This window comes from Corallococcus sp. AB038B, from assembly GCF_003668955.1.
GTDB classification, from domain to species: domain Bacteria; phylum Myxococcota; class Myxococcia; order Myxococcales; family Myxococcaceae; genus Corallococcus; species Corallococcus exiguus.
This window is the reverse complement of record NZ_RAWO01000003.1, coordinates 474,245-500,557: the sequence shown is the minus strand read 5'-3', so window position 1 is coordinate 500,557 and position 26,313 is coordinate 474,245. Positions and strand designations below refer to the sequence as shown.

General features: G+C 70.1%; 25 protein-coding genes. 4 read left to right on the top strand and 21 right to left on the bottom strand.

Going from position 1 to position 26,313, the window contains the following annotated elements; genetic code table 11:
- Positions 1–13: 13 nt before the first annotated feature.
- Together D7Y04_RS18215 and D7Y04_RS18210 are read right to left on the bottom strand one after the other, a co-directional pair.
- Complete coding sequence (locus D7Y04_RS18215; protein WP_158627539.1) at positions 14–1,204, bottom strand: toxin-antitoxin system YwqK family antitoxin; 1,191 nt, start codon at positions 1,202–1,204, stop codon at positions 14–16.
- 138 nt (positions 1,205–1,342) lie between these two features.
- Complete coding sequence (locus tag D7Y04_RS18210) at positions 1,343–2,572, bottom strand: S8 family serine peptidase (RefSeq protein WP_121760134.1); 1,230 nt, start codon at positions 2,570–2,572, stop codon at positions 1,343–1,345.
- A gap of 136 nt (positions 2,573–2,708) precedes the next feature.
- Between D7Y04_RS18210 and D7Y04_RS18205 the strand changes: the two genes are divergently transcribed.
- Positions 2,709–3,377 (top strand): O-methyltransferase, encoded by a 669-nt coding sequence (locus D7Y04_RS18205; RefSeq protein ID WP_121760133.1) that lies wholly within the window; start codon positions 2,709–2,711, stop codon positions 3,375–3,377.
- Here D7Y04_RS18205 and D7Y04_RS18200 read toward each other — a convergent pair.
- From D7Y04_RS18200 to D7Y04_RS18190, 3 genes are all read right to left on the bottom strand, one after another.
- Positions 3,367–4,281: a LysR family transcriptional regulator gene (locus tag D7Y04_RS18200; RefSeq protein WP_121760132.1), complete on the bottom strand. Its 915-nt coding sequence runs from the start codon at positions 4,279–4,281 to the stop codon at positions 3,367–3,369. The genes D7Y04_RS18205 and D7Y04_RS18200 overlap by 11 nt on opposite strands.
- A 24-nt stretch (positions 4,282–4,305) precedes the next feature.
- A complete protein-coding gene (locus tag D7Y04_RS18195; RefSeq protein WP_121760131.1) occupies positions 4,306–4,977 on the bottom strand; it encodes an O-methyltransferase in 672 nt (223 codons plus the stop codon).
- A gap of 84 nt (positions 4,978–5,061) precedes the next feature.
- The gene (locus D7Y04_RS18190) at positions 5,062–7,215 is read right to left on the bottom strand and encodes a M13 family metallopeptidase (protein ID WP_199749689.1); all 2,154 of its coding nucleotides are present in this window, start codon (positions 7,213–7,215) and stop codon (positions 5,062–5,064) included.
- 188 nt (positions 7,216–7,403) lie between these two features.
- On the opposite strand from D7Y04_RS18190, the gene D7Y04_RS18185 reads away from it, so the two are divergent.
- The 3 genes from D7Y04_RS18185 (at position 7,404) to D7Y04_RS18175 (ending at position 11,416) form a co-directional block, all read left to right on the top strand.
- Positions 7,404–8,033 (top strand): GNAT family N-acetyltransferase, encoded by a 630-nt coding sequence (locus D7Y04_RS18185; protein WP_120595662.1) that lies wholly within the window; start codon positions 7,404–7,406, stop codon positions 8,031–8,033.
- Between the two features lie 165 nt (positions 8,034–8,198).
- A complete protein-coding gene (locus D7Y04_RS18180) occupies positions 8,199–9,719 on the top strand; it encodes a CocE/NonD family hydrolase (protein WP_233601498.1) in 1,521 nt (506 codons plus the stop codon).
- A gap of 89 nt (positions 9,720–9,808) precedes the next feature.
- Positions 9,809–11,416: a hypothetical protein gene (locus tag D7Y04_RS18175; protein WP_121760129.1), complete on the top strand. Its 1,608-nt coding sequence runs from the start codon at positions 9,809–9,811 to the stop codon at positions 11,414–11,416.
- A gap of 28 nt (positions 11,417–11,444) precedes the next feature.
- Here the strand turns inward: D7Y04_RS18175 and D7Y04_RS18170 are convergent, their stop codons facing one another.
- From D7Y04_RS18170 to D7Y04_RS18095, 16 genes are read right to left on the bottom strand one after another with little or no spacing between them, the layout of a single operon-like run.
- Positions 11,445–11,876, bottom strand: a complete 432-nt coding sequence (locus tag D7Y04_RS18170) for an excinuclease ATPase subunit (RefSeq protein ID WP_121760128.1) — start codon at positions 11,874–11,876, stop codon at positions 11,445–11,447.
- 17 nt (positions 11,877–11,893) lie between these two features.
- Positions 11,894–13,132 (bottom strand): beta-ketoacyl-ACP synthase, encoded by a 1,239-nt coding sequence (locus tag D7Y04_RS18165; RefSeq protein ID WP_120575952.1) that lies wholly within the window; start codon positions 13,130–13,132, stop codon positions 11,894–11,896.
- Positions 13,129–13,860, bottom strand: a complete 732-nt coding sequence (gene fabG / locus D7Y04_RS18160; RefSeq protein ID WP_120595665.1) for a 3-oxoacyl-ACP reductase FabG — start codon at positions 13,858–13,860, stop codon at positions 13,129–13,131. The genes D7Y04_RS18165 and fabG overlap by 4 nt, the downstream gene beginning before the upstream one ends.
- Positions 13,853–14,320, bottom strand: coding sequence for a hotdog family protein (locus D7Y04_RS18155; protein ID WP_014398653.1), 468 nt, complete (start codon positions 14,318–14,320; stop codon positions 13,853–13,855). Before D7Y04_RS18155 ends, fabG begins: the two co-directional genes overlap by 8 nt.
- Positions 14,317–15,498, bottom strand: coding sequence for a beta-ketoacyl-ACP synthase (locus D7Y04_RS18150; RefSeq protein WP_121760127.1), 1,182 nt, complete (start codon positions 15,496–15,498; stop codon positions 14,317–14,319). The genes D7Y04_RS18155 and D7Y04_RS18150 overlap by 4 nt, the downstream gene beginning before the upstream one ends.
- A gap of 6 nt (positions 15,499–15,504) precedes the next feature.
- Positions 15,505–16,074, bottom strand: coding sequence for a DUF3261 domain-containing protein (locus D7Y04_RS18145; protein ID WP_121760126.1), 570 nt, complete (start codon positions 16,072–16,074; stop codon positions 15,505–15,507).
- Complete coding sequence (locus D7Y04_RS18140; RefSeq protein WP_120595668.1) at positions 16,062–17,291, bottom strand: NAD(P)/FAD-dependent oxidoreductase; 1,230 nt, start codon at positions 17,289–17,291, stop codon at positions 16,062–16,064. Before D7Y04_RS18140 ends, D7Y04_RS18145 begins: the two co-directional genes overlap by 13 nt.
- Positions 17,288–19,585 carry an MMPL family transporter gene (locus D7Y04_RS18135; protein ID WP_121760125.1) on the bottom strand — a complete coding sequence of 766 codons (2,298 nt, stop codon included), beginning with the start codon at positions 19,583–19,585 and terminating at the stop codon, positions 17,288–17,290. Before D7Y04_RS18135 ends, D7Y04_RS18140 begins: the two co-directional genes overlap by 4 nt.
- A complete protein-coding gene (locus D7Y04_RS18130; RefSeq protein WP_120575945.1) occupies positions 19,575–20,183 on the bottom strand; it encodes an outer membrane lipoprotein carrier protein LolA in 609 nt (202 codons plus the stop codon). Before D7Y04_RS18130 ends, D7Y04_RS18135 begins: the two co-directional genes overlap by 11 nt.
- On the bottom strand, positions 20,180–20,599 hold the full coding sequence (locus D7Y04_RS18125) for a thioesterase family protein (RefSeq protein ID WP_120563610.1): 420 nt from the start codon (positions 20,597–20,599) through the stop codon (positions 20,180–20,182). The genes D7Y04_RS18130 and D7Y04_RS18125 overlap by 4 nt, the downstream gene beginning before the upstream one ends.
- Positions 20,589–22,148 (bottom strand): histidine ammonia-lyase, encoded by a 1,560-nt coding sequence (gene hutH, locus D7Y04_RS18120; RefSeq protein ID WP_121760124.1) that lies wholly within the window; start codon positions 22,146–22,148, stop codon positions 20,589–20,591. Before hutH ends, D7Y04_RS18125 begins: the two co-directional genes overlap by 11 nt.
- Positions 22,120–23,067, bottom strand: a complete 948-nt coding sequence (locus D7Y04_RS18115) for an acyltransferase (protein ID WP_121760123.1) — start codon at positions 23,065–23,067, stop codon at positions 22,120–22,122. Before D7Y04_RS18115 ends, hutH begins: the two co-directional genes overlap by 29 nt.
- Positions 23,064–23,801 (bottom strand): glycosyltransferase family 2 protein, encoded by a 738-nt coding sequence (locus D7Y04_RS18110; RefSeq protein WP_121760122.1) that lies wholly within the window; start codon positions 23,799–23,801, stop codon positions 23,064–23,066. Before D7Y04_RS18110 ends, D7Y04_RS18115 begins: the two co-directional genes overlap by 4 nt.
- Positions 23,798–25,507, bottom strand: a complete 1,710-nt coding sequence (locus D7Y04_RS18105) for an AMP-binding protein (protein ID WP_121760121.1) — start codon at positions 25,505–25,507, stop codon at positions 23,798–23,800. The genes D7Y04_RS18110 and D7Y04_RS18105 overlap by 4 nt, the downstream gene beginning before the upstream one ends.
- Positions 25,500–26,051, bottom strand: coding sequence for a hypothetical protein (locus D7Y04_RS18100; RefSeq protein ID WP_120595675.1), 552 nt, complete (start codon positions 26,049–26,051; stop codon positions 25,500–25,502). The genes D7Y04_RS18105 and D7Y04_RS18100 overlap by 8 nt, the downstream gene beginning before the upstream one ends.
- On the bottom strand, positions 26,048–26,308 hold the full coding sequence (locus D7Y04_RS18095) for an acyl carrier protein (RefSeq protein WP_120563604.1): 261 nt from the start codon (positions 26,306–26,308) through the stop codon (positions 26,048–26,050). Before D7Y04_RS18095 ends, D7Y04_RS18100 begins: the two co-directional genes overlap by 4 nt.
- Positions 26,309–26,313 lie beyond the last annotated feature (5 nt).

Sequence of the window (26,313 nt, the reverse complement as noted above, 5' to 3'; positions counted from 1 at the left end):
CCTCGCGCGCCTGCTACTTCTTCTTGCGCGAGCCGTCCTCGTAGAAGGCCTCGTCCTCCACGAGCCCGCCGTCGGGGTTCCAGCGCTTGCGCTCGGTGACACGGTCCTTCGTCCACTGCGAGTCCTCGATGAGGGTGCCGTTCTCCGCCCACACCTGGCGGCGGCCTTCCGCCTTGCCCTTCACGTAGTGCTCACGGCGCTCCGTGCCGCCATCCGGGAGGAAGGCCTCCGTCACGCCGTCGGGGTCGAAGCCGTTGTGCCATTCTCCCTTGATCAGGTTCCGCCGCTCGCGCAGCGCGCCGTCGTCCTCGAAGAAGGACTCCACCGCGCGGTCTCCCGTCACCACGAGCTCATGCTTGCGCTCGCCGTTCTGGAAGTACTCCACGCGCTTCACCTGCTGGCGGCTCTTCCAGGTGACGACCTGCTTCTTGCCGCCGTCCTTGAAGAACTCCGTCTCGTCGCCCTCCCGCTCGCCCTTGGCCCAGGTCGTGGAGGTGAGGGCCTTCCCGTCGGAGTACCGCGTGCTCACGCCGTCGAGCACGCCCGCGGCGTACGCATTCGTCGCGGTGCGCTGCCCGTCCTTGTCGAAGAGCTCCGTCACTCCTTCGCGCCGTCCGTTCTTCAGCTGGATGACGGCGCGCTTCTGTCCGTTGGGGTGGAAGAACACGAGCGGCGAGGGCCCCTTCCAGACGCAGTCCTTCAGGCCCGCCTCCCATGAGGACTGGAGGCCGCAGCCCGCCTTGGTCAGGCGCCCGGTCTCGTCGTAGTCCTCGTAGGTGCTCTTCGCGTCCTCCGGCTGCCGGTCCACGCGCCGGGACACCTTGCCGTTGGGGTGGTAGCGCAGCATCTCGCCCTGCTCGTTGTCGTCCACGTAATGGCTGGTCTCCACCAGCCGGCCGTCCTCGTAGCGCTTGAAGCCGCCCTGGCGCTTGTCGGCCTTGTACTCCTGCTCCACGGCGCGGCCGTCGGACCAGCGGCGGACCTCCCAGCCGTCCTTCTTGCCGTTCTTGAACGAGACGGTGTGCGTCTCCTTCTTCGTGTCCTCGTCCACGCAGCGCACGGTGCCGGTGAGGTTCTTGGTGGTGTTGCCGTTGTCCAGGTTGATGGACTCGCCCTTGAACGAGCAGCGCTCGATGGCCCACGCGGGCGCGGAGAAGAGGGGCACGGACAGCACGAGGAGACGCATCACGGACGGCGCGCGCATGGGTGACTCACGAAAGAGGAAGATATGGGTGCACCGTAGCCGCGAAGCGCCGGGTCCTGGAACGGCTTCCGGGCCCACACCCGCCATGGACATGGCGAGGGGGCCCGGAGGAAGACCGCGAGGTTGCGAAGGGGCTCTTCAGCGCGAGGCGACGGGCTGCGTCTCCGGCTTCGGCTCCAGGGTGGCCTTGGCGGCGTCGATGGCGGCCTGGATGTCCAGCTTGCCGCCGGTGATGACCTTGCCCTTGAGGTCCGGGTCCTGCTCCACCGTCTTGAGGATGAGGTCGCGCACCTGCACGGCCGTCAGGTCCGGGTTCTCCGCGAACATTCGCGCGGCGGTGGCGGCCACGGTGGGGGTGGCCATGGAGGTACCGCTCATCTCCTCCCAGTCGTTGCCGGGCACGGTGCTGAGCACGTCCTCGCCCACGGCGGCCATGTCCACCACCTTGTCGCCGTGCGACGAGAAGCGGGCCAGCTTGTCGTTGTTGCGGTCCATGGACGCCACGGTGAGGACGTTGGGCAGGTCCACGTTGGCGGGCATGTCCGGCACGTTGTTCATGTTGCTGCCGTTGCCGTTGGCCGTGGCCGCGAGCAGCAGGATGTCCGCGTCCGCCAGCTTCTGGATGGCGGCCTCCCAGCGCTTCTGGGACGCGGCGTCGCGGTAGGAGTCACCGAAGCTCGCGTTGGCGGCGCGGATGTTCACGCCGTGCTCGGTCTTCATCTTCACCAGGTAGTCCACCGAGCGCTCGAAGTTGGTGAGCAGGTCCGCGCCGTCGTACAGGCCGCCCACGCTCAAAATCTTCGCCTTGCCCGCGGCGATGCCGGTGTTGCCCTCGCCGTTGTCCTCGGCCGCGATGATGCCCGCCACGTGCGTGCCGTGGTCCGTGCCCTCGCCCTTGAACGGATCGCCCTTGCCGGTGCCCACGTTGAAGCCGTGGATGTCGTCCGCGATGCCGTTGCCGTCGTTGTCGATGCCGTCCCCGTCGATCTCACCGGGGTTCGTCCACATCGCGTCGTCCAGGTCGGTGTGCTTGTAGTCCACGCCACCGTCGATGACCGCGATGACCGGCTCGCCCGTGAGCTTGGGCTTGGGCTGAGACGGATCCACCGGCTTCGTGTCGGCGATCTTGTTCGCGCCCGGCTTCACCGCGACGTTGCCGCCGCCGAAGGCGAAGGCCGACGCCGGCACGCTGGCGCCTGGGGTCGAGGGACGGCCCGTCGGGCGGTCCACGAAGTTGGAGGGACGCGCACCCTGGGAGTCGAAGCCGTCACGCACCGTCAGGGGCTTCGCCTTGGGCGCCTGGGCGCGCGAGGTGGCCGTGTTGGTGGTGGGGGCGATGGAGGCGGGCGACTTGCGGTTGATTTCCATGGTGTTCCTCCGAGGGGGGGATGAGGAGCGGCCTACTGACTCCTACATTGTCGCATGGCGCCGTTTTAAGTTTCGTCCCCAATGGTTTTTCGGCGGGGCGAGGGCGTTAGGACAGGTCCACTTCCAAGGAGGACGCATGAGCCAGGAACAGTGGACCGAGGTCGATCGCTACATCACCGACCACATGGTGGCGCCGGACGCCGCGCTGGACGCGGCACTGGAGGCGAGCGCGAAGGCGGGGCTGCCCGCCATCAACGTGGCGCCGAACCAGGGCAAGCTGCTGATGCTCCTGGCCCGGATGCATGGGGCGAAGCGCATCCTGGAGGTGGGCACGCTGGGCGGCTACAGCACGCTGTGGCTGGCGCGGGCGCTGCCGCCGGAAGGCCGCATCATCACGCTGGAGGCGGTGCCCAAGCACGCGGAGGTGGCCCGGGAGAACATCGCCCGCGCGGGCCTGTCCGGCGTGGTGGAGGTGCGGCTGGGCAACGCGGTGGACACGCTCGCCCAGCTGGAGAAGGAGGGCCAGGCCCCGTTCGACCTGACCTTCATCGACGCGGACAAGGTGCGCACGGCGGAGTACTTCGCGTGGGCGCTCAAGCTGTCGCGCAAGGGCAGTGTCATCCTCACGGACAACGTCGTGCGCAAGGGTGGTGTCGTGGACGCGGACAGCACGGACGCGAACATCCAGGGCATGCGCCGCTTCTACGAAGCCGTGGCCGCCGAACCCCGCGTGAGCGCCACCGCCGTGCAGACGGTGGGCAGCAAGGGCTACGACGGCTTCTCGCTCGCGCTCGTCACGGGGTAGCGCCAAACATGGGCCCTTCGCAGAGGGCCTTCACCGTGCGCCGCAGCCAGACGTGAGCGGGGTCGCGGTCGAAGCGGGGATGCCATGCCTGCGCCACGGTGACGCGGGGCAGGGGCAGTGGCACGGGGCGCGCCTTGACGGGCATCAGCCGGGCCGCCGCGCGCGCGAAGGCGCCGTTCACCGTCGTGACGGCGTCCGTCCCCGCGACCAGCGCCGCCGCGGCGAGCATGTTGGGCACCACCGCCGTCACCCGGCGCGAATGGCCCTGCTGCTCCAGCGCGTCGTCCAGCGGCGTGCGCAGCTTCCCCCGCCGCGAGACGCCGACGTGCTCGGCGCGGGCGAAGCGCTCCAGCGTCAGCCGTCCCCGGGCGAGCGGCGACGCACGGCCCACGAGGCACATGAAGGACTCTTCGCCCAGCCGCTGCACGCGGATCTCCGGCCCCAGCGCGCCCTGCACGCCGATGTCCAGGTCCACCTCTCCGTCGCGCAGGGACTCCACGTCCTCCAGCCCCTCCGCCACGAAGCGCAGCGTCAGGCCGGGAGCCTCGGCGCGCGCCCTTTGGTGGAGCGTGGTGCCCAATAGCGGGATGACGCCGTCGTTCACCCGCAGCGTCAGCGTGCGCGTCAGTTGCTCCGGCGCGGTGGGCGTGCCGGGCGCGAGCAGCGCGGTGGCGTCCCGCACCACGGCGCGCACCTTCTCCTGGAGCGCCAGGGCCCGGGGCGTGGGAACCAGGCCGCGCCCCGCGCGCACCAGCACCGGGTCTCCCAATGCAGTCCGGATGCGGGTGAGCGTGCGGCTCATGGCCGGCGCGCTCAAACCCAGCCGGTCCGCGGCGCGCGCCACACTGCCCTCGCGCAAGAGGGCGTCGAGCGCCACGAGCAGGTTCAGGTCCAGGTCCGCCATCCGGGCCAGTCTAGCCGTGAGTCCTCAGACGGCGCGCACGGCGAAGAGGCAGTCGTCGTCGTCCCAGGGCAGGGGGATGGTGACGTAGCCGTGCTCCGGCCGCGACAGGTGCGCCGCGAACTCCGGGCTCATCTTCACGTTGTCCGCGACCAGGATGGCGCCGGGCCCGAGCTTCGGCTCCAGGAGCCGCAGGAGCGGCAGGTAGAGCGGCTTCGCGCCGTCGAGCAGCACCAGGTCCACGCCGTCCGGCACGTCCGTGCGCAGCGTCTCCAGCGCGTCGCCCACGCGGAACTCCACCAGGTCCACGAGCCCCGCCTTCGTGAGGTTCTCCGTGGCTCGGCGCACCTTGGAGGCTTCGTACTCCGTGGTGATGAGCTTGCCGCCGCCGTTGTCACGCAGCGCCGCCGCCAGGTGCACCGTGGAGATGCCGAAGGACGTGCCGAACTCCACCATCGTGCGAGCGCGGCGCGCGCGTGCGAGCGCGTAGAGCAGCCGGCCCAGCTCCTGGGACACGGGCAGGTAGGCCTCCGCGACGCTCGCGTAGAAGGCGCGCGGGTCCTGGTCCAGCCGGGCCCTGCGTTCGTCCGCGGGAAGGGCGCTGAAGGGCGCGAGCACGGCGGCGTCCGTCTTGCGCGCATCCGCGAAGAGGTGGGTGAGCAGCGAGGCGACAGGGGGCGAATGAAGGGTCGTGGTCATGCCCTCACCGTGCGCCCGCGCTGCTTTGGGCACCAGTGCACCGGACGCACGGCCTTCGTGCGCCCGGTGCAGGTGGGAAGCGGACTACCAGACCTTCACGCGCTGCTCCGGCGTCAGGTAGAGGCCCTGGCCCGGCTTCACGTCGAACGCGGGGTACCACGCGTCCAGGTTGCGCACGGTGGCCGCGCGGAACATGCCGGGCGAGTGGCCATCCGTCACGAGCAGCCGGCGCAGCAGCGGGTCGCGGAACTTGTTGCGCCACACCTGCGCGAAGCCCAGGAAGAAGCGCTGCTCACCCGTGAAGCCCTCCAGCGTGGGCGCGGGCTTGCCCTCCAGGGACATCACGTAGGCGTCATGGGCGATGGAGACGCCCGCCACGTCGGCGATGTTCTCGCCCAGCGTCAGCTCGCCGTTCACGTTCATGTCCGGCAGGGGCTTGTACGCGTCGTACTGCGCGGCCAGCGCCTTGCCCGCGGCCTTGAACTGCTCCAGGTCCTTGGGCGTCCACCAGTTGGACAGCTTGCCCTTCGCGTCGAACTGCGCGCCCACGTCGTCGAAGCTGTGGACGATTTCGTGGCCGATGACGGAGCCGATGCCGCCGTAGTTCACGGCCGGGTCCGCGTTCGGGTCGAAGAACGGGGGCTGGAGGATGGCGGCCGGGAAGATGATGGAGTTCTGCTGCGGCGAGTTGAGCGCGTTGACCTCCTGGGGCGTCATGAACCACTCCATGCGGTTCACGGGCTTGCCCAGCTTGGCCAGGTTGCGCTGGTGCTCGAAGAGCTCCGCGCGCTCCGCGTTGCCGAAGGCATCTCCCTTCACGATCTCCAGGCCGGAGTAGTCACGCCAGGTGTCCGGGTGGCCAATGCCCACCTGCACCGTGCCCAGCTTCTCCTTGGCGCGGGCCTTGGTCTCCGGCGACATCCACTCGAGCGCGTCGATGTGACGGCCGAGCGCGGCCAGGATGTTGCGCACCATCAGGTCCGCCTCTGCCTTGGCGGCGGGCGGGAAGTGCTTCGCCACGTAGCGCTTTCCCACCGCTTCACCCATGGCGAAGTTGGAGAAGTTCACGCCGCGCTTCCAGCGGTCGCTCAGCTGCTGCGCGCCGGAGAGCGTCTTCCCGCTGAAGTCGAAGCCCGCGTCCACGAAGGCCTTCGACAGGTACGGGGTGCCCTGCTGGATGGCATGGAAGGCCAGGTAGTCCTTCCACGTCTGCAGGGGCTCGCTGCCCACCAGCTTCGCGATGCCGGTGATGGCGGACGGCTGCCAGACGATGAAGTCCTTCTGGGCCGCGAGGCCGGCGCTCGCGAAGTACGCGGCCCAGTCCATGCCGGGCGCCTTCTTCGCGAAGTCCGCCTGCTTCCAGGGGTTGTTCACCTTCTCCACGTCCTGCGTGTCCTGCGCGGACCAGTGGATCTTCGCGATCTTCATCTCCAGGCCGAAGATGGCGCGGGCCTTCGCTTCCGCGTCGGGGATGCCGGCGTTCTTCAGCTGGGTCGCGATGTGCTGCTGATACTTCTCCCGCACCTCTTTGAAGCGCGGCGTGTCCTTCAGATAGAAGTCGCGGTCCGGCAGGCCCAGGCCGCCCTGGAGGATATAGGCGGCGTAGCGGCTGGGGTCGTTCAGGTCCTCCGCCACCCAGAGGCCCAGGAGTCGGTCCGTGGTGGAGTCCCCGGTGTTGAGCGGATCCACGTCGCTGCGCATCGTGGTGCCCAGCAGCGAGGCCAGGCCCTTGCGGTTGGCCACGGCGGCGATGCGATCCATCTCCGGCTTGAGCGGCGTGGCGCCCTTGGCCTCGATGGCGGCCTCGTCCATGAAGCTGGCGTAGAAGTCACCCAGCTTGCGCTCTTCGCTGCCGGCGGGGGCGTCCGACTTCCCGGCGGCCTCCAGCAGGTCGCGCGTCTGCTTCGTGGCGTCCTCGGCCAGGCGCGTGAACATGCCGAAGGAGGAGCGGTCCGGGGGAATCTCCGAGGTGTCCGCCCACTTGCCGTTGACGTAGCGGTAGAAGTCGTCGCCCGGAGCGACGGAGGTGTCCATGCCCGGAGTGTCGACGCCGAAGCTCCCGAAGTGCGGCTTGGGAGCGGCGGGGGCGGCCGGAGCCGGAGCCGGGGTGGCGGCGGCCTGGGCCGGCGGGGACTTCTCCGCGGGCGAGGTGGAGGCGCACGCGGTGATGAGCGCGGAAGCGCAGACGCCGAGCGTCATGCGCGCGGCGCCAAACGGCGGTCTGGAACGGAACGACATGGAGGCTCCTGGATTGTTGCCCGTACGGGGTGGCGCACTCTGGCGCACGCGGGCGCGTCCCCAACAGCGCAAATGGCGGTTTCATCCCAGCCATTGCGTTCTGGACGTCCGGGGTCGATGGCGCGGTGCGGTGTCCCACGGGCATCGAGTTCTGATTACGGTCAGGGATTGAGCCATCCGGAGGGCCCATGACTTCCACCGCGTTTCGTCCCGCATACACGGTCCAGACCGCGCGCACCGTGCTCCGTTGCTGGTCACCAGCGGATGCGCCGCTGGCGCTGCGAGCCATCGAAGCCAGCCTGGAACACCTGCGTCCCTGGATGGAGTGGGCGAAGCGCTATCCCATGAGCGTCGAGCAGCAGGCCGGGCAGCTGCGCCGGATGCGCGGGCTCTTCGACCTGGGACAGGACTTCGCCTACGGCGTGTTCAGTCGCGACGGCTCCGAGGTTCTCGGCGGCACGGGCCTGCATCCCCGGGTGGGGGAGGGGGCCCTGGAGATCGGCTACTGGATTTCAGCCAGTCACACGGGCCAGGGGCTCGCGACGGAAATCGCCGGGGCGCTCACCCGCGTCGCCTTCGAAGTGGAGGGTGTGCGCCGGGTGGAGATCCACTGCGACCCTCGCAACGTCCGCAGCGCGGCGGTCGCCCGGAGGCTGGGGTTCGTCCACGAAGGCACATTGAGACAGCGGCTCGTCGCACCTGACGGAGCGCTCCGGGACACGATGATCTGGACCCTGCTCGTCGAGGAGTACGCCGCCAGCCCCGCCGCCGCGACCGTCATCGAGGCCTTCGACGTGCTGGGACAGAAGCTGCTCTGAGATAACAAACATCGCGTTTGGTTTGGAATTCTGTTTATTCTCGTCTGCGTGTTGACTCGGGAATCAACGGGTCTCAATATGTCCGCGCTTCACTCCCCAGCCGCCCCCTGAGGTGTCTCAATGACTTTGAAACTCCCTGCGTGGTGCAAGCGTTTGCCAGTGGTCATGTTGTTCCTGTTGTTGCCGCTCACGAGCCTGGCCCTGCCGACCACCGGCTTCCGGTTCGTCGACATCCCCGGGAGCGACGGCACCGTCCTGAAGGCCAACTACATCGCGCCCACGACGCCGGGTCCGCATCCGGCCGTGGTCTTCATCTCGAGCTGGGGACTCAACGACCTGGAGTACCTGGCCCAGGCCAACGCGATGGCGCAGAAGGGCTACGTGGCGCTGTCCTATACGCCGCGCGGCTTCTGGGCCTCCGGCGGTGGCATTGATACGGCCGGACCGGCGGACATCGCGGACACGTCGCGCGTCATTGATTGGATGCTCGCCAACACGACCGCGAATCCCTCTCGCATCGGGCTCGCGGGTGTTTCGTATGGCGCGGGCATCTCCCTCATCGCCTCCGGCTTCGACTCGCGCGTGAAGGCGGTGGCGGCGCTCTCCGGCTGGTCGGACCTGGTGGCGTCGCTGTTCGGTGGAGAGACGCGGCGTCCGCAGGCGGTGGCGCTCTTGAACCTCGCCGCGACGCTGCTGGGCCGGCCTGGCCCCGAGCTGAGCACCACCATCAACGACTACTTCGCCAACCGGAACATCGAGTCCATCAAGGCCTGGGGCCGCGTGCGCTCGGCGGCCACGTACATCAGCCAGATCAACGCCAACAAGCCCGCCATCCTGATGGCCAATGCGTACGGCGACAGCCTCTTCCCGCCCAACCAGCTCGTGTCGTTCTACGGCCAGCTCGCGGGCCCCAAGCGGCTGGAGTTCGCGCCGGGCGACCACGCCGTCGTGGAGGCCACGGGCCTGTTGGGCCTGCCCAACGGCGTCTGGACCAGCGTGACGCGCTGGATGGACCAGTACGTCGCGGGCGTGGACACCGGCATCTCCCGTGAGGCGCCCGTCGTGCTGCGCACCTACGACGGCGACACGGAGGGCTATGCGACCTGGGCCCAGGTCTCCAAGGGCACGCAGCGCTTCGGCCTGGGCGCCATCCGCGTCCTGGATGGCACCGGCACCCTGGGCGGCACGCCGTCGTCGAGCGGCTCGCGGACCGTCTGGTCCGGCTTCGACACGAACGCCGACGCGGGCGTGGCGCTGCTGACCAACGGGCTCCAGGCGCTGACCGGCATTCCGCCCGTGGTCTGGCTGCCGGGCGTCAACCGCCTCAACGCGGGCGTCTGGACGTCGTCCCTCACCACGAGTGGCGTCGCCATCCGGGGCACGGCCACGCTGCGCCTGCGCGTCACGCCCTCCACCGCGTCGGGCACGGTCGTCGCCTACCTGTACGACCTCCTGGGCGACTACGGCGGGCTCATCACCCACGTGCCTCTCACGTGGAAGAACGCGACGCCGGGCGTGCCGCTCGACCTGGACCTGACGTTCCCCGCCACCGCGTACGACGTCCCCGTGCTGCACCGGCTGGCGCTCGTCGTGGACACGGAGGACCCGCTCTACCTGGACGCCAACACCACCGGCGCGACGCTGTCGCTCGGCGGGCCGTCCTGGTTGGACCTGCCGACGCGCTGACCACCGCGTGACGGGGACGGAGGGCGCGCTTGCTGGACGCCCTCCGTCGTTCCAGGGGGACTGTCGGTGTGTTAACGCTCCCGGCGCCCATGGGAACCGCCGTCACGGAACGCACCCGCGTCGCCCTGCTCGTCCTCGCTGGCGGCGTGCTGGCCCTGTTGCTGTCGCACCATCCCGCCATCCTGTCCGGGCTGCGCCTGGTGCAGGGTGACGAGGGCGACGTGCGCTTCAACCACTATGTCCTGGAGCACGGCTGGCGCTTCGTGACCGGCGACCCTGCGCACGCGCGCTTCTGGGATCCGCCGATGTTCTTCCCGGAGCTCAACGTCGCCGCGTACTCCGACGTGCTCCTGGGCGTGGCCCCGTTCTACTGGCTGTGGCGCGCGCTGGGCCTTGGCGCGGACCTGTCCTGGCAGGCGTGGTCGCTCACCATGGCGGCGCTCAACTACGCCGCGGCGGTGTGGCTGCTGCGGCGAGGCTTTGGCCTGCGCGCCTTCCCCGCGGTGGTGGGCGCGGTGCTCTTCACGGCCGGCGCGCCGCGCATCAACCAGCTCAACCATCCGCAGCTGGAAGGACAGTTCTTCGCGCTCATCGCCGTGGGCGCGGTCGTCGCGCTGACGCGGCCGGAGACGGACCGGCGGCGTGGGATTGCCTGGTCCGCGCTGCTGGTGGGCGCGTTCGTGGCCCAGCTCTACGCGGGCTTCTACTGGGGCTGGTTCCTCTTCTTCTTCCTGCTGCTGGCGTTCATCGCGGGGCTCGCATTCCGGGACACGCGCGGTCCGCTGCTGACGGCGCTGCGCCGCCACCTCCCGGCGCTCGCGGGCTTCGGGGTCGTGGGGCTGGCGTTGCTCGCGCCGCTCGTCCTGCACTCACGCCAGGCCATTGGCACGGTGGGGCTGCGCACCTTCGCGGAAGTCTCTCCCATGGTGCCGCGCTTCTGGAGCTGGTTCTTCGTGGGCCAGGACAGCTGGCTGTACGGGTGGACCAACGGCTTCTCCAAGTTCCAGCGCATGCCCGTGGCGTGGGAGCACCGCCTGGGCTTCGGCTTCGTCACCCCGGTGCTCGCGGGCATCGGCTTGTGGCAGGCGCGCTCACGGCCCGCGGTGCGACTGCTGCTCGTCGTGGCCGTGGCCACGGTGGTGCTCGCGTCGCGCTACACCGGCGGCTACACGCCCTGGTGGCTCGTCTTCCACGGCGTGCCCGGCGCGGCGGCCATCCGGGCCCTGGCCCGCATTGGAATGTGGCTGCTGGTGCCCGCGGCCGTGGGGTTGGCCCTGTACCTCCAGCGGCAGTGGGACTCCGGACGCGCGGCGCTGGCGGTGGGCCTGGGCGCGCTGTGCCTTCTTGAGCAGGGCCTCAACAGTCCCGCCTACGACCGGCACGAAGCCCGCGCGGACGTGGAGGCGGTGGCCGCGCGCATCGCACCGGGCTGCGCGACCTTCTTCTACGCGCCGACGTCCGGCGAGGCCCAGGAGTGGAAGTACCAGCTGGACGCCGTGTGGGCGTCCGGCGAGCACGGGGTGCCCACGGTGAATGGCTACTCGGGCAATTACCCGCAGGGCTGGACGCTCCAGGACAACCGCCGCTTCAACGCGGAGGCCTCGGCGCGCATCGACCGCGACCTGGAGGACTGGATGCGCTCGCGGAACCTGGCGCCCGGGAGTGTCTGCCGCATCGAGGTGCCCGCGCGGCGGTAGGACCCACCGCGCGGAACAGTCTTCGGGACTACTTGGCGATGGTGGCGTAGTCGCCCTTGAGCGCGACGCCGGTGACGAAGCTGCCTGCGTGGCACTCGATTTCGGTGGCGCTCTTGAACTCCACCTTCTTGTAGTAGCTGACGACGTTGACCACCGCGTTGGCGCCGTTCTTCTTCGCGCCCTCCTGCAGGGCGATGATCGCGGAGAGGGCGGCCCACTTGCAGGCGTAGTCGTCCGACTTGCCCACGCCGTTGGTCTTCTTGTTCGTGGTGTCGCTGCCCAGCGTCTTCAGCACGTTGGGCGTCTTCGCGCCCGCCATGAAGAACTTCACCGAGCCGTCCAGCTTCTGCTTGGCCTCGGGCAGGGCCATCACGTCCGCCAGCTTCACCTTCGTCACGGTGTCGCGCGCCAGGGCGGGGCTCGCGGCGGTCAGGGCCAGCAACAGGAGGGCTTTCTTCATGGCGGTGTCTCCAGGCATCAAGGCCAGCGGCGGAAGATCAACGACGTGTTGATGCCACCGAAGGCGAAGTTGTTGCTCATCACCAGGTCCGTCTGCAACGCACGTCCCTCACCCACGACATAGTCCAGGGGCGCGCACTTCGGATCCACGGAGTCCGCGGTCAGGTGCAGCGTGGGCGCGAACCAGTCCGAGCGCATCATCTGGATGGTCATCCACGCCTCCAGCGCGCCGCAGGCCCCCAGCGTGTGGCCCATGTAGCTCTTGAGGCTGGAGATGGCGACCTTCTCCCCGAAGACCGTCTTGGTCGCCGCGCTCTCCGCCACGTCGCCCGTGTCCGTCGCCGTGCCGTGCGCGTTGACGTAGGGGATGGCGGAAGCAGGCACGCCCGCGTCCTCCAGCGCCAGCCGCATGGCCTCCGCCATGGTGTCCGCGTTGGGCTGCGTCACGTGGCGGCCGTCGCTGTTGGTGCCGTACCCCAGAAGCTCCGCGTGGATGGTGGCGCCGCGCGCCTTCGCGTGCTCCAGCTCCTCCAGCACCAGCGTGCACGCGCCCTCGCCCAGCACCAGCCCGTCGCGCTCGGCGTGGAAGGGGCGGGGGGACTGGTGCGGCGCTTCGTTGTGCTTGGTGCTGGTGGCGAAGAGGGTGTCGAACACCGCCGCGCCCGTGGCGTCCAGTTCCTCCGCGCCGCCCGCGAGCATCGCCACCTGGCGGCCCAGCTTGATGGCTTCGTACGCGTAGCCGATGCCCTGGCTGCCGGACGTGCACGCGCTGGACGTGGTGATGATGCGCCCGGTGACGCCGAAGAAGACGCCGATGTTCACCGCCGCCGTATGGGACATCATCCGCAGGTACGTCGTCGCGGTGATGCCCTCCGTCGTCTTGTGGGTGATCATCTTCCCGAAGTCGCCCATGTTCTCCGGCGTCCCCGCGGAGGAGCCGTAGGCGATGCCCATCTTCCCGCTCTTCACCAGGGGGCTGCCCAACAGGCCCGCGTCCTGGAGCGCCAGCTCGCTGGCCCGCGTCGCCATCAGCGCCACGCGGCCCATGGTGCGCGTCGTCTTGCGCGAGTACGCGGACGGCGGCAGCTCGAAGGGCAGGGCGGGCGCGCCCAGCCGCGTGTTCAGACCTTCGTAGGCCTTCCAGGGCTCCATCACCTGGACTGCGTTCTGGCGCGCACGCAGCCGCGCCTCGACCGTCTTCCAGTCATGGCCCAGGGGGCTCAGCGCACCAACTCCGGTGACGACTACGCGCTTCATCCGATCATCCCCCCGTTCACCGAAATCACCTGCCGCGTGATGTAGGCCGCGTCCGCGGACATGAGGAAGGCCACCGCGGCGGCGACCTCCTCGGGCTTGCCCATCCGGCGGGCGGGAATGATTTTGAGCGCCTCCTCCAGGACCTCCGGAGGCACCATTTCCGTGTCGATGAGGCCCGGCGCCACGCAGTTGACGGTGATGTCGCGCTTGGCCAGCTCCACCGCCAGCGCCTTGGTCGCGCCGATGATGCCCGCCTTGGCGGCGCTGTAGTTCACCTGGCCCCGGTTGCCCATGAGCCCGGACACGGACGACAGCGTGACGATGCGGCCCGGCTTCTTGCGGCGCACCAGGGGCATCGTGAGCGGGTTGAGCACGTTGTAGAACGCGTCCAGGTTGGTGTGGATGACGCCGTCCCACTCTTCCGCCGTCATCGCGGGGAAGGCGTTGTCGCGAGCGATGCCCGCGTTGCACACCACGCCGTAGTAGCAGCCGTGGGCCTCCACGTCCGAAAGCAGCGCGGCCTGCGTGGCTGCGCGGTCCGCCACGTCGAACTGGAGCACGCGCGACTCGCGGCCGGCTTCACGAACCTGGGCGGCCACCGCGTCCGCCTCCTCGCGCTTGCTGCGGCAGTGCACCACGACGTCGTAGCCGTCGCGGGCCAGGCGCAGCGCGATGGCTCGGCCGATGCCCCGGCTGGAGCCCGTCACCAGCACCGTCTTGTCACCCATCTGTGTTGCCCCTTCCCAGGTCCTGCCCCGGTTGCGGCTCGTAGACCGTCAGCGCCGCCGTGGCCACCTGCTCCGTCCCGATGCGCAAGGTGCAGTCGAACTGGCCCAGCCCGTTGTCCGCGGAGAACTGGCGGTGGACCTCGATGCGCAGGGTTTCGCCCAGCTTGAAGGTGGGGCGGCTGCACTCGTAGCGGCGCGTGCCCAGCAGGAAGCCCACCCGGGGCGTGCCGCCGCGCTTGCGCGCATGCCACCCGGCCCACGCGGCCACGGCCTGCGCCATGTATTCGATGCCCACCCAGCCGCCCACGACGCCGTCCGCGTAGAAGAGGCTGTCCTCGCGTACGGTGACCTCCGCGAGCAGCGAGTCCGCGTCGCCCTCCAGGACGCGGTCGAGCAGCCGCATGCGCCCCTGATGGGGCACCAGCTCCTCGACGGGCTGATCAATCACGATGCGCATCATGCGCGCTCCAGCACGAGGGCGGCGTTGCTGCCCCCGAAGGCGAACGAATTGCTCAGCACGCTCTTCACCGGGCGCCCCAGCGCCTCGCCCGGCTTCACCAGCGACAGCGTCGGCAGGGAGTCGTCCACGGCCCCGTCCCAGAAGTGCCCGGGCAGCTTGCCGTGCGGGTTGTCCACCAGCGTGAGGTACGCGAAGGCCGCCTCCAGCGCGCCCGCGGCCCCCAGCGTGTGGCCGGTGAGCGGCTTGGTGGAGCTGGCCTTCACGCCCGGCCCCAGCAGCGCGTGCACGGCGCGGGTCTCCATGGCGTCGTTCTGCGGCGTGGCGGTGCCGTGCAGATTCACGTAGTCCACCTGCTCCGGCGAAAGCCCCGCGCGCTTCAGGGCCTCCTGGATGGCGGCCATGGCGCCCTTGCCGCCGGGCTCCGGCGCGGAGATGTGGTGCGCGTCGGAGGACTCGCCCCAGCCGGACAGGCGCACCGGCCCTGGCTCGCGCGTCATCAGGAACAGCGCCGCCGCTTCTCCGATGTTGATGCCATGGCGGTGGACGCTCATCGGGTTGCAGCGCTCCTCGCTCACGGAGTCCAGCGAGCGGAAGCCCGCCACGGTGAAGCCGCACAGCGAATCCACGCCGCCCGTCAGCACCGCGTCCACGGTGCCCGTGCGCAGCATCCGCGCCGCGCTGGCCAGGGCCTTGGCACTGGAGGAGCACGCGGTGGAGATGACGTAGGCGGGGCCCCGGGTGCCCAGCACGTGCGAGAGCGCCAGCGCGGGGGAGCCCAGCTCCTGCTGCTGCAAATGGAAGCGGGGCGGCAGCTCGCCCGTGGCCAGGTGGCCGGCGATGGCCGACTCGCTTTCACCGATGCCGGAGGTGCTGGTGCCCATCACCACCGCCACGCGCGAGGGACCGAAGCGGGCCACGGCCGCGTCAATCTCGGCGCGCACCTGCTCCAATGCCGTGAGCAGGAGCGCGTTGTTGCGGCTGTGCTGCGAAGGGGGCAGGGCGTCCTGCGCCGCGAGCGGTGCGGTGACGACGCCCAGGTGCAGCGGACGGTCCGCGTACCCGGCATGCGAAGCGACGCCGGAGACGGTGTCCGCGAACAGCGCCCGGGCCACCTCCTGCTTCCCGGAGCCCAACGCACAGACGAGGCCCAGCTGGTTGAGGAAGACAGGAGGAGGCATGAGGAGTCACTCGTCCGCGACGTGCGATTCGATGGTGAGCTGGTAGTGCTCGGAGTGGTTGATGAGCTGCGTGCGCCCTTCCCAGCGCGGGGTGCCATCGTAGCGCACCGACACCCATTCCCTGCCGTTCTTCGACAGGGTCCGCTGTCCCGGTCCGTCCTCCAGCGTCCAGCCAGCGGGCAGGGCGGCGCGCACGGCGTCGGCCGGCCAGTAGACGAGCTGCACGTCCCGCAGCACCAGGGCGGAGTTGAACTGGGCGGGCACGCGGGGGTCCCGCTCCTCGTCCAGGTGGCTGCCGTCCCAGCGCAGGGTGAGGATGCGGTGCCCCATGGCCAGCCCGGCCAGTTGCATCTGGGCCGGGTCCACCTCCAGGAGGGCCTCCAGGGAGCGGGGGCCTCCGGGGTCCTGCTCGTGCGCGAAGACCAGCTGCTGCGCCAGGCTCACGGACGCCCCGAGGGCGGCGGGAGCCAGGCGCAGCTCCGGCAACGGCTCGCCAGGAGCGGCGGGCCGGGGCCGGGGCGTGCTGGTGCAGGCCACCAGCCCCGCGACGAGCAGGGCGGTGACTACGCCGCGCACAGTTCCTCGAGCACGGTCAGGCGCCGCTTGCTGTCCGCCACGTAGGGGTTGTTCTTGTCCCACGCGTAGCCCGCGAGGATGGCGGAGATCATCCGGCGCACGTCGTCCGACGGGTTCGGGTGGAAGATGATGTCCTGGAAGCCGCCCTCGTACCAGGACTCCACGAAGGTGCGGAAGGTGTCCACGCCGGCCTTGAGCGGCTTCGCGTAGTCGTTCTCCCAGTCCACCTTCTCCCCCGCGAACTCACGGGCGATACAGGCGGACGCGAGGCTCGCGGACTTGAAGGCGATGGTGACGCCCGAGGAGAACACGGGGTCCAGGAACTCGCCCGCGTTGCCCAGCAGCGCGAAGCCCGGGCCCCACAGCGACTTCACGTTGGCCGCGTAGCCGGTGAGCTTGCGCGCGGGCGTGTCCCAGACGGCGTTCTTCAGGAGGTTCTGCAGCGACGGCGCCTCCTTCACGATGGCCTGGAGCCGCTCCGTGTCCGTGCCGGTGTACTGGTCCAGGAACTCCTTCTTCGCGACCACGCCCAGCGAGCAGCGGCCGTCGGAGAAGGGGATGGTCCAGTACCAGACGTGCACGTGCTCCGGATGCGTCGTGACGCGGATCTTGTTCCGGTCGAAGGTGCCGAGCGGAACGTTGTCCACCACGTGCGTGAAGATGGCGCCGCGCACGGGGAAGTTGGACGGCGTCTCCAGGTTCAAGAGGCGCGGCAGCACGCGGCCGAAGCCGCTCGCGTCCAGGAGGAAGCGCGCCTTCACCTGGTACGTCTCGCCTTCAGGGGAGCGCGCCGTCACCACCGGCTGCCCGCTGGAGAAGTCCACGGTCAGGACCTCGTGGCGGAAGCGCACGGTGGCGCCCTTCTTCTCCGCGGCCTGGGCCAGGATCTGGTCGAAGCGGGCGCGCTGCACCTGGTAGGTGGTGGCCCAGCCGGGGCTGAACTTCTCGCGGAAGTCGAAGTCCGTGTACTTGCCGGCGCGCTCGAAGGCCGCGCCGTTCTTGTACTGGAAGCCCGCCTCCACCACGTCCTGGAGGAAGCCGGCTTCCTGGATGTACTCCATGCTCTGCGGCAGCAGGCTCTCGCCAATAGAGAAGCGGGGGAACTGCTCGCGCTCCAGCACGAGGACGTCACGGCCCTGCTTGCGAAGGAGGCCCGCCGCGACGGAGCCCGCGGGGCCCGCGCCGATGATGAGGATGTCCGCCGATTCAGTTTTCAATGTGTGTCTTTCCCGGGTGGGAGTCGGAAACAAGGGGTGAGGATCCAGATGGTGACCTCGCCGAGCAGCATGGCGAGGCCGAACGAGCGCAGCGCGGGCGTGGCGGAGAGGCCCAACAGCCCGAAGGAGAGGAGCGTGCTCACGCCAGCCAGCGCCACCGCGAGCCACGCGGAGCCGTCACCGGGGTGCTCCAGAAGGAAGATGCCGTAGTCCACGCCCATGCCCAGCAGCAGCACCAGCCCGAGCACGGTGAAGAGCTGCAGCGGCGCGCCCACCCACCCGAAGATGGCGAGCGTCAGCAGCGTGCCCAGCACGGAGGGAACCCACGCGCGCCACGCCTGGCGGCCGAAGCGCGCCACCAGCGTGAGCAGCACCGCGAAGTAACCCGCGACGATGAGCCCGCCCATGATGCGGCGGTAGCGGCTGAGCAGGCCGGAAATCTCCGCGGTCTTGTCGACCCAGCGGACGCCCTCCAGGCCCTGGGCCACCTCTTCCAGACGGGGCAGCACCTTGGGGTCGTTGAGGCCGCGCAGCATGAGGACGCTGTATTGCGCCTTGCCCAGCGTCCCCAGCCACTGCTGCCGGATGACCGCCGCGGCGGGTCCGGAGAGGAATTGCCTGGGCGTGAGCGGTTCCTGGGAGAACGCGGCGCGCGTGGGGGCTTCACCCGTGGATTCGCTGACGGCGGCGACCGCCTGGGCCTCCGCGCGGGCGCTCAGGGCCGCGTCCTCGCGCTGCTGCGCTTCGGACGGAAGCCAGTCGGACACGGCGCGGTAGCCCGCGAACACCTTCTCGGAGACGAGCGCGTCCAGCTTCGCCTTCAGCACGGCCTCGCGCGCGAGCACCTGTTCGTCGTTGTCTCCCTGCACCAGGAAGAACTGCGCGGGGCTGGGCAGTCCCAAGAGGCGTCCCAGTTCACGCTGATCCGCGATGAGGTTCGCGGGTGCGCCCTGCAACTGGCGCAGGTCGTCCCGGGGCTCCAGCTTCCAGATGCCCACGGCCACGAGCACCGTGACGACCGCGCCGGACAGCCACCACGCCGGGGTAGAAGCGATACGCGGCCAGCGGGTGATGGACGCGGAGAAGCGCTCCGCGAAGGACGTGATGGGCAGGGCGCCCGTGTCCAGCGAGGGGAACCAGCACACCACGGTGAGGAACGCGGCGGTGAGGCCGGCGGCGGAGAACACCGCCATCTGACGCAGGCCCGGGAAGGGCGCCACGCCCAGCGCCAGGTACGCCACCACGCTGGTGACGAGCGCGAGCACCATGCCGGGCAGCAGCGCGCGCATCACCGGACCGCGCTCCGACGGGGCCTTGCCCTGGCGCGCGGCGAAGTAGTGGAAGCCGTAGTCCTCCGCCACGCCCACCAGGCTGGAGCCGAAGACGAGCGTGAGCAGGTGCACCCGGTCGAACACCAGCGCGGTGACGGTGAGTGCCACCGCGCAGCCCAGCGTGAGCGACACGCCCACGAGGAGGATGGGCCGCAGCGAGCGGAAGGTGAGCCATACGAGGATGAGCACCGCCGCCAGCGACCCGAAGCCGATGGTGGACATCTCCCAGCTCGCCTGCGCGGCGGCGGCCTCCGCGTACAGCGGCACGCCCGCGGCCACCAGCCGTCCGCCGGGCACCGCCGCCTCCACCTTCGCGCGCGCCCGCTCCACCGTGGCGGTGACGCGCGAGCCGTCTCCCAGCGCGAAGGCGGACACCTTGCTCTTCCACATGAGGAGCACCCACTCGCGCTCCTCGCCGGACAGCCACATCCGTCCGTCGCGGGGCCGGGCGGACGTCTCCGCCGCGCGGGCCTGCCACCAGTCCTGCCACAGGCCCAGCGGATCCGCGTTCCAGTCCGTCAGCTGCGCGCCCGCGGGCTGATAGAGCTTCATCAGCGCCGTGCCGCCCAGTTCCTCCGGCGTCGCGTGCGCCAGCCACTTGCGCTGCGCGGGCGTGAGCAGCCGGTCGCGATAGGGACGGTAGAAGTCCACCGCCTGCTCCAGCGCGGAGGTGTCCACCACCGCCGGCTCCAGCAGGTCGGACGACTCCGTGAGCACGCGCGTGGCCTCGTCCGCAGCCTTCTGCGCGGACGGCCAGTCCTTGGCGCCCACCAGCAGCACGAGCTGCCGGCCGGCTTCGTCCGCGAGCTTGCGCGTGGCTGCGTCCACCTCCGGCGCCTGCTCGTCCTCCGGCAGGAGCGCGAGCACGTCCGTGTCCAGGCTCGCGGAGCGCCAGAACTGGACCTGGTGCACACCCACGGCGAGCACCACCAGCGCCCACAGGATGGCCAGCTTATTTGCCAAGGCGTTCCGCTTCCGTGGCGTCGGGGGGCGGCGTCTGCGCGAGCTGCTCGAACGTGATGACGCTGCTGTCGCCGCGCGTCTCGTCCAGCTGCACCTGGCGCACGTACCCGTCACCCTCCAGGTGGATGTGCTTGAAGACGCGCGCGAGCCCCGCGTCCGTGGGCGTCAAATCCAGCTTCCAGCCCTTGTCGCCGACCAGCGCGCCCTCGACCGTGAAGCGCTTCTGGAGCGCCGCGACGTCGCCGGACAGGAGCGCGAAGAGCAGCTCGTTCACCGCCGCCAGCGCGGGCTCCTTGGTGGAGTCCAGGTGATAGGCCGCGCCGCCCGTGGCCTGCTGCGCGCTCAGCGACTTGCGCGTGAGCGTCAGCGTGGAGGCGAACGGCGTGCGCGTGTTCCAGAGCACTCCCTGGTCGCGCGCGAGGAGGAAGTCTCCCTTGGACACCAGCGGCTTCTTGAAGCCCTGCACGGTCTTCTTCTGTTCGAACTGGCCGCGCACCAGCGGCGCGTCCACCAGCCGCGCGCGCACGTCCTTCACCAGGTCCGCGGCGTGGGCACTCACGGACAGCAGCGACAGCATCAACACGAGGAAGGGCTTCATCCCGGCCACACTCCCAGCTTCTTCCAGAGGACTTCCGGACAGACGTATTCCATCTCGCCCGTCTTCAAAGACACCGCGACCTGGATGGTGTGGGCCTGGTTCACCTTGCGCCCGGTGTCCGCGTCTCGCAGCAGGTAGTCGAAGCGCAGCCGGTTCTCCCACTCGGTGATTTCGGCGCGCACGATGATGCGCTGCTTGTAGGAGATGGGGGAGACGTACTTGAGCTTCATCTCCACCACGGGCCAGCCGTACCCGGACTCGCGCATTTGCGGCCAGTCGTAGTCGTGCTTGCGCAGGATGACGGCGCGCGCCAGCTCCAGGTACTTCACGTAGTGGCCGTGCCAGACGATCTCCATCATGTCGAGGTCGTGGAACGCCGGGTCGATCTCCAGCTCGCAGCTCAGGTCAGGCTTCATGCAGCCTCCACTCCCGACGGCGGATGGCGGTGATAAGGCCCTGCAGCTCACCGTCCAGCGCCCGGTCCTCCACCAGCAAGGGGATGCGCGCTTCCAGGTCCGCGTGCATCGCGGCCATCGCGGGGCCGGGCTTCGCGTCCGCGTCAATCCGCTGACGCAGGGTGACGCCCTGGCGCGCCGCGATGAGCATGGCCGCGACCACCTGCTCCGTCAGCTCCAGCACGCGCAGGCAGTCGCGCGCGGCGATGGTGCCCATGCTCACCTTGTCCTGGTTGTGGCACTCGGTGGAGCGGGAGAAGACGGACGCGGGCATGGTCTGCTTCAGCGCTTCCGCGGTCCACGCGGAGACGCTGATCTGCGCCGCCTTGAGGCCGTGGTTGATGGCCGCGCGGGCGCCGGTGGACGCGGAGAGGTTCGCGGGCAGCCCGTGGTTGAAGCGCGGGTCCACCAGCAGCGCCAACTGCCGGTCCAACAGGTCCGCCACGTTGGCCACCGCGGTCTTCAGCCCGTCCATGGCGAAGGCGATGTGGCCACCGTAGAAGTGGCCGCCGTGCAGCACCCGCTCGCCGTCCGGGTCGATGAGCGGGTTGTCGTTGGCGCTGTTCAGCTCGTTCTCGATGAGCGTGCGGAAGTACGGCAGCGCGTCCTCCAGCACCCCGATGACGTGCGGCGCGCACCGCAGCGAGTACCGGTCCTGGAGCCGCTGCTCGTTGCGCGGCGGCCGGTCCGTTACGAGGTCCGCGCGCAGGCGGGCCGCCACGCGCTGCTGGCCCGCGTGGGGCTTCGCCGCGAAGAGCGTCTCGTCGTAGTGGTGCGCGTTGCCGGCGCTCGCCAGCACGTTGAACGCCGTGAGCCGCGTGGCGAGTCGGGACACGTACTCCGCCCGCTCCCACGCCAGGCACGCCAGGGCCGTCATCACGGCGGTGCCGTTCATGATGGCCAGGCCTTCCTTCGGCCGCAGCTTGAGGGGCGCGATGCCCAGCTCCTTCAGGACCTGCGCCGCGGGCTTGCGCTCGCCCCGGTGCCACACGTCGCGCTCGCCGCAGAGCACCGCCGCCACGTAGGACAGGGGCGTCAGGTCGCCGGACGCGCCCACGGAGCCCTCCGCGGGAATCATGGGCAGCACGTCGTGCTGGAGCAGCAGCTCCAACTGGGTGAGCAGCGGCACGCCCACGCCGGAGAAGCCCTGCGACAGCGACGCCAGCCGAGTGGCCAGCACCGCGCGTGTCTCCTCCGGGGTGAGGAACCGGCCCGCGCCGATGCCGTGGTACGTGTAGAGGTGGTGCGGCAGCTCCGCGACGAGCGCGGGCGGGATGGACACCGTGACGGAGTCGCCGTAGCCGGTGGTGACGCCGTAGATGACGCCGTCCTCCGCCAGCAGCCGGTCCAGGAACGCGGCGCCCTTGGCGATGCGCTGGCGGAAGGCGGGGGCGGTGCCCAGCTCCGCCGGGCGCTCGCGGCGCGAGAGGGCGCCCACGTCCTCGAGCGTCAGCCGGGTGCCGTCGAAGCGGACCGGGGTGTCAGAAAGTGGGGGGCTTCGCGGAGACATGCACCTGATCCCAGAAGGGAAAGAAGTTGAACCAGTCGTAGGGCGCGCGCTGGAGGAGCGCCGTCACCCGGGCTGCGTAGTGCTGCGCGCAGTCGGTGAGCGCGGCCTCGCGCTTGCCCCGGGGCAGCACGACGCGCTCGAAGAGGCGCTCGAAGTGGATGGTGTAGCCCTTGCCCTCATGGATGCAGCCCAGTAGGTAGAGCGGACACTTGAGCAGCGCCGCCAGCACGTAGGGGCCCACCGGAAATGGCGCCGGGTGGCCGAGGAAGTCGACGCGCACGGACTGCGCGGAATTCACCGGGATGCGGTCGCCCGCGATGACCACGAATTCTCCGGCCTCCACGCGCTCGTTCAGCGCGACCGCGGTGGCCGGGCCCATGTCCGTGACTTCCATCAGCCGGAAATCGTTCTCCGGGTTGAGCCGCTTGAGCAGGCGGTTGAACTGCTCCGCGTGCAGCGTGTGCACCAGGATGTTGAGCTTCACCTCGCCCCGGCGCTCCGCCATGGTGCGGCACAGCTCCAGGCAGCCCATGTGCGCGGTGACGATGATGCCGCCCTTGCCGGACTTCGCCGCCTCGTAGAGCTCCTCGCGGCCCTCGGTGCGGACGCTCTCGAAGCGGTAGCGCCCGCTCACCGCGAGCAGCTTGTCCAGCATGGTCTCCGCGAACATCAGCACGTGACGCACACTGTCGCGCCAGTGGGGCTCGTGCCCCAGGGCGCCGGTCGCGGCCTGCATCCGCTTCAGGTACTGGCGCGACGAGTGCTGCAGCACCGGCCGCCGGAGCCAGTTCACCAGCACCACCGGGTAGAGGCAGACGCGGAAGGGCCAGCGCCCCAGCAGCCGGTGGACCCAGTAGAGGATCCAGATGCCGGCCACGAAGGTGGTTTCCCCCATCTCCGCCCAGTGGCGGGACTTCATTTCGCCACCTTGTTCCAGAGGAGCACGGGCAGCCGCACCAACATCCCGAAGAAGAGCCGGGCGTGCATGCCGGAGATGCGCACGTTGTCCCAGAGCACGTCGAAGTGGGAGATGCCGTCGGTGGGGTAGCGCACCTGGGTGGGCTGGTTGAGGATGCGCATGCCGCGCCAGAACAGGCGCACCAGCACCTCCACGTCGAAGTCCATCCGCTTGCCGATCTTCACCGAGTCGATGAGCGCCACGGTGGGCTGCAGCGGATACACGCGGAAGCCGCACATGGAATCGCGGATGGCGAACGACAGCGTGTTGATCCACACCCAGATGTGCGTGGCGTAGCGGCCGTACAGCCGGCCCTTGGGCACGGACTCGTCATAGACGGGCGTGCCGCACACCATCATGTCCGGCTGCGCCTTCGCCAGCTCCAGGAAGCGCGGGATGTCGTTGGCGTTGTGCTGGCCGTCCGCGTCGATTTGCAGCGCGTGGCTGTAGCCGCGGGAGAGGGCCGTGCGCAGGCCCGCCATCATCGCGCCACCCTTGCCCTCGTTCTGGGGCAGGCGGACCACCTCCACGTGCTCGCTGTCCTCGCGCGCCAGGCCGTCCAGCACCGCCGCGCAGCCGGGCTCGCTGCCGTCGTCCACCAGCACGCAGGGCAGCCCGTGACCGCGCACCGCCTTCACCACCGCGCCCACGGCCTCGCCGTGGTTGTAGACCGGAATCACCGCGCAGACCTTCATCCTGCCCCTCCCCCCAACACGATGCGGCCGCTGGCATGCGAGCCCGCGGCCGACGTCAACTTGAACCCCAGCCGCCCGGACTCCTTCGCCCAGGTGAGCTCCAGCGACAGCAGCGTGCCGGGTGGAATGACCTGCTGGAACTTCAGCGTCTCGATACGGAGGAAGTCCGGCGGCAGCGCGAAGTGCTCGCGGCCCAGGAGCAGTGACCACTCCACCTGCACGACGCCGGGCAGGATGGGCGAGCCCGGGAAGTGCCCTTCGAAGTAGGGCGAATTCGCGGGGACCTCCACCGCCAGCAGCACGCGCTCGTCGGAGCGCTCCAGCACGCGGAATGGAGGACGCTTCGGGTCGAAGAGCGCGGTGAGCGCCGCCTCGGTGGATTTGCCCTGGGAGTTGACCGGCATGGCCTCCAGATACCGGAACCGGCGCGGCAAGGCACTGGACTCGAAATGCGGGGCCAACTTCTCGCGCAGCGCCTGGCTCAGGGACCGCCTGCCCCCCGACTCCTGGAGCCGCCAGCCTTCCGCGTCCGGCACCCCCACCACCGCCAGAATCACCCGGTGCCCTTCCGTGAGGGGCAGCACCCGGGCCTCGCGCAACAGGCCCCCGGCCACCAGGGTCCGCTCCATGGCGGAGAGCGACACGCGCTTCTCCTCCAGCTTGAGCAGCCGGTCGCGGCGCCCCAACAGCTCGAAGCCGCCGGGCACGGGCCGCGCGCGGTCCTCCGTGGTGAACCACTCGCCCGGGGGCAGGTCCAGGTGGGGGGATTGGACGCGGAGCGCGTCGTCTTCCGCGCGCACCTCCACGCCCGGCATCGTGTGCCAGGACGCGCTGTCGTCCGTGTCGCGCCGGCGCCATGCGACGCCGCCCGTCTCCGAGCTGCCGTAGACCTCCACCGGCGCCCGGCCCAGGAGGTCGCGGCAGGCCTGGAGCGCTTCGGGGGTGAGCGGTCCGCCTGAGGAGAACAACCCGCGCAGGTTCCCGCGCACGGCCGCCCAGTCCAGCGTCGCCGGCAAGCGCTTCAGGTGCGCGGGGCTCGCCACCAGCACGCCGGGGCCGGCCTGGAGCGCGGCCAGGATGTCCTCCGGATAGGGCAGGGCGTGCACGTCGAAAGGACGACCGGACGTCAGCGGCCACAGCACCCGGAACAGCAGGCCGTAGATGTGCTGGTGCGACACGGTGGCCAGCACCGGCACGTCCCCCACGGCCTCGTCGAACAGCCGGCCCAGCGTGGCCACCTCGCTGGACAGCTGCGACAGGCGCTTGGGGATGGCGGTGGGCTCTCCGCTGGAGCCCGACGTGTAGACGACCAGCGCGGCGAGCCCGGGTGACAGTGCCTGGAACGCGGCGGCGGTCCCGTCCTCGTTCATCGCGGGCGCCAGTGGCCCCTGTCCCTGGGGGGCCCGGCCCGCGAAGCCGTCGACGTGGGCCTTCAGCGCGTCCAGCGTGGCGGGGCGCGCGTCCGCGGGCAGGTACACGCACACGCCCGCGTGCCATGCACCCAGCAGCGCGGCGGCGAACTCGAAGGTGTCCTCGGTGAAGAGGGCGTAGCGCTGGCCGCCGTGCGCCGCGAAGGCAGAGCGCCAGCCGGCGACCCGGGCGCGGAACGCACCGAAGTCCCGCACGCCGTCCTCGCTGCGGGCCACGGGGTGCCCGGCGGGACGGCCGTGGACGAGGAGGGTTTCGAGCGCGAGCGGCTCAACCATGGGCGTGCCGTGCGCGCACCCGCTGCCGCACCACCCATTCGCCCGCGAACAGCAGGCCCATGAGGCCGTAGGCGATGAGGCCGTTGTAGAGCGCCCAGGTCGCGTCGCTCGCGAAGAGCGCCGTGGTGAGCGCGAGCGCGCCGTTGAGGACGAAGAATCCGCACCACACCTGCGTCACCCGGCGCGTGTAGACCACGCCCGACGGTGGCAGGTCCTTCTCCCGAAGCCGCGCCAGCCGCTCAATCACGCTGGGTGGATACACCAGGCTGGTGAGGAATACGGTGAGGAGCACCGCGTTCACCAGCACCGGGTAGAGCTTCAGGGGCAGGGCGTTGTTGCCCAGCATGCTGGAGCCCGCGAGCACCAGGGCGCCCACCGCGGCCGCGAGCCACATCTTCTCCCGCGTGGCCACCGCGCGCACCACCGCCATGGCCGCCAGGGGCAGCGCCATCCAGCGGGGCTCGAAGTGGCCCAGACCCAGATAGACGAGCGGCGGGTAGGCGAGGCTCAAGAGCCCCAACAGCACCGGACGCAGACGTTTCACGCCGCGGCGGAGTCGCTGCCGAGCAGACCGTACAGCGCGTCCACCACGTCCTGGATGGTCCGCACGGAGCGGAAGACTTCCGGCGGAACGCGCTGGCCCGTCACCGGCTTCAGGCGCACCAGCAGGTCGATGGCGTCGATGCTGTCGATGTCGAGGTCGTCGTGCAGACGCGCCTCCGGGACGATGCGGGACGGCTCGATGTCGAAGGTTTCCTGGAGGATGGCGCTCAGGCGCTCGAACAGCTCGTGCTTGGTCATGGGGT

What these genes read in the sequence shown, in the direction of transcription:
- D7Y04_RS18215 (WP_158627539.1), bottom strand. Translation starts at nt 1,204, where the DNA reads ATGCGCGCGCCGTCCGTGATGCGTCTCCTCGTGCTGTCCGTGCCCCTC.
- D7Y04_RS18210 (WP_121760134.1), bottom strand. Translation starts at nt 2,572, where the DNA reads ATGGAAATCAACCGCAAGTCGCCCGCCTCCATCGCCCCCACCACCAAC.
- D7Y04_RS18205 (WP_121760133.1), top strand. Translation starts at nt 2,709, where the DNA reads ATGAGCCAGGAACAGTGGACCGAGGTCGATCGCTACATCACCGACCAC.
- D7Y04_RS18200 (WP_121760132.1), bottom strand. Translation starts at nt 4,281, where the DNA reads ATGGCGGACCTGGACCTGAACCTGCTCGTGGCGCTCGACGCCCTCTTG.
- D7Y04_RS18195 (WP_121760131.1), bottom strand. Translation starts at nt 4,977, where the DNA reads ATGACCACGACCCTTCATTCGCCCCCTGTCGCCTCGCTGCTCACCCAC.
- D7Y04_RS18190 (WP_199749689.1), bottom strand. Translation starts at nt 7,215, where the DNA reads ATGTCGTTCCGTTCCAGACCGCCGTTTGGCGCCGCGCGCATGACGCTC.
- D7Y04_RS18185 (WP_120595662.1), top strand. Translation starts at nt 7,404, where the DNA reads ATGACTTCCACCGCGTTTCGTCCCGCATACACGGTCCAGACCGCGCGC.
- D7Y04_RS18180 (WP_233601498.1), top strand. Translation starts at nt 8,199, where the DNA reads ATGTTGTTCCTGTTGTTGCCGCTCACGAGCCTGGCCCTGCCGACCACC.
- D7Y04_RS18175 (WP_121760129.1), top strand. Translation starts at nt 9,809, where the DNA reads ATGGGAACCGCCGTCACGGAACGCACCCGCGTCGCCCTGCTCGTCCTC.
- D7Y04_RS18170 (WP_121760128.1), bottom strand. Translation starts at nt 11,876, where the DNA reads ATGAAGAAAGCCCTCCTGTTGCTGGCCCTGACCGCCGCGAGCCCCGCC.
- D7Y04_RS18165 (WP_120575952.1), bottom strand. Translation starts at nt 13,132, where the DNA reads ATGAAGCGCGTAGTCGTCACCGGAGTTGGTGCGCTGAGCCCCCTGGGC.
- fabG (WP_120595665.1), bottom strand. Translation starts at nt 13,860, where the DNA reads ATGGGTGACAAGACGGTGCTGGTGACGGGCTCCAGCCGGGGCATCGGC.
- D7Y04_RS18155 (WP_014398653.1), bottom strand. Translation starts at nt 14,320, where the DNA reads ATGATGCGCATCGTGATTGATCAGCCCGTCGAGGAGCTGGTGCCCCAT.
- D7Y04_RS18150 (WP_121760127.1), bottom strand. Translation starts at nt 15,498, where the DNA reads ATGCCTCCTCCTGTCTTCCTCAACCAGCTGGGCCTCGTCTGTGCGTTG.
- D7Y04_RS18130 (WP_120575945.1), bottom strand. Translation starts at nt 20,183, where the DNA reads ATGAAGCCCTTCCTCGTGTTGATGCTGTCGCTGCTGTCCGTGAGTGCC.
- D7Y04_RS18125 (WP_120563610.1), bottom strand. Translation starts at nt 20,599, where the DNA reads ATGAAGCCTGACCTGAGCTGCGAGCTGGAGATCGACCCGGCGTTCCAC.
- hutH (WP_121760124.1), bottom strand. Translation starts at nt 22,148, where the DNA reads ATGTCTCCGCGAAGCCCCCCACTTTCTGACACCCCGGTCCGCTTCGAC.
- D7Y04_RS18115 (WP_121760123.1), bottom strand. Translation starts at nt 23,067, where the DNA reads ATGAAGTCCCGCCACTGGGCGGAGATGGGGGAAACCACCTTCGTGGCC.
- D7Y04_RS18110 (WP_121760122.1), bottom strand. Translation starts at nt 23,801, where the DNA reads ATGAAGGTCTGCGCGGTGATTCCGGTCTACAACCACGGCGAGGCCGTG.
- D7Y04_RS18105 (WP_121760121.1), bottom strand. Translation starts at nt 25,507, where the DNA reads ATGGTTGAGCCGCTCGCGCTCGAAACCCTCCTCGTCCACGGCCGTCCC.
- D7Y04_RS18095 (WP_120563604.1), bottom strand. Translation starts at nt 26,308, where the DNA reads ATGACCAAGCACGAGCTGTTCGAGCGCCTGAGCGCCATCCTCCAGGAA.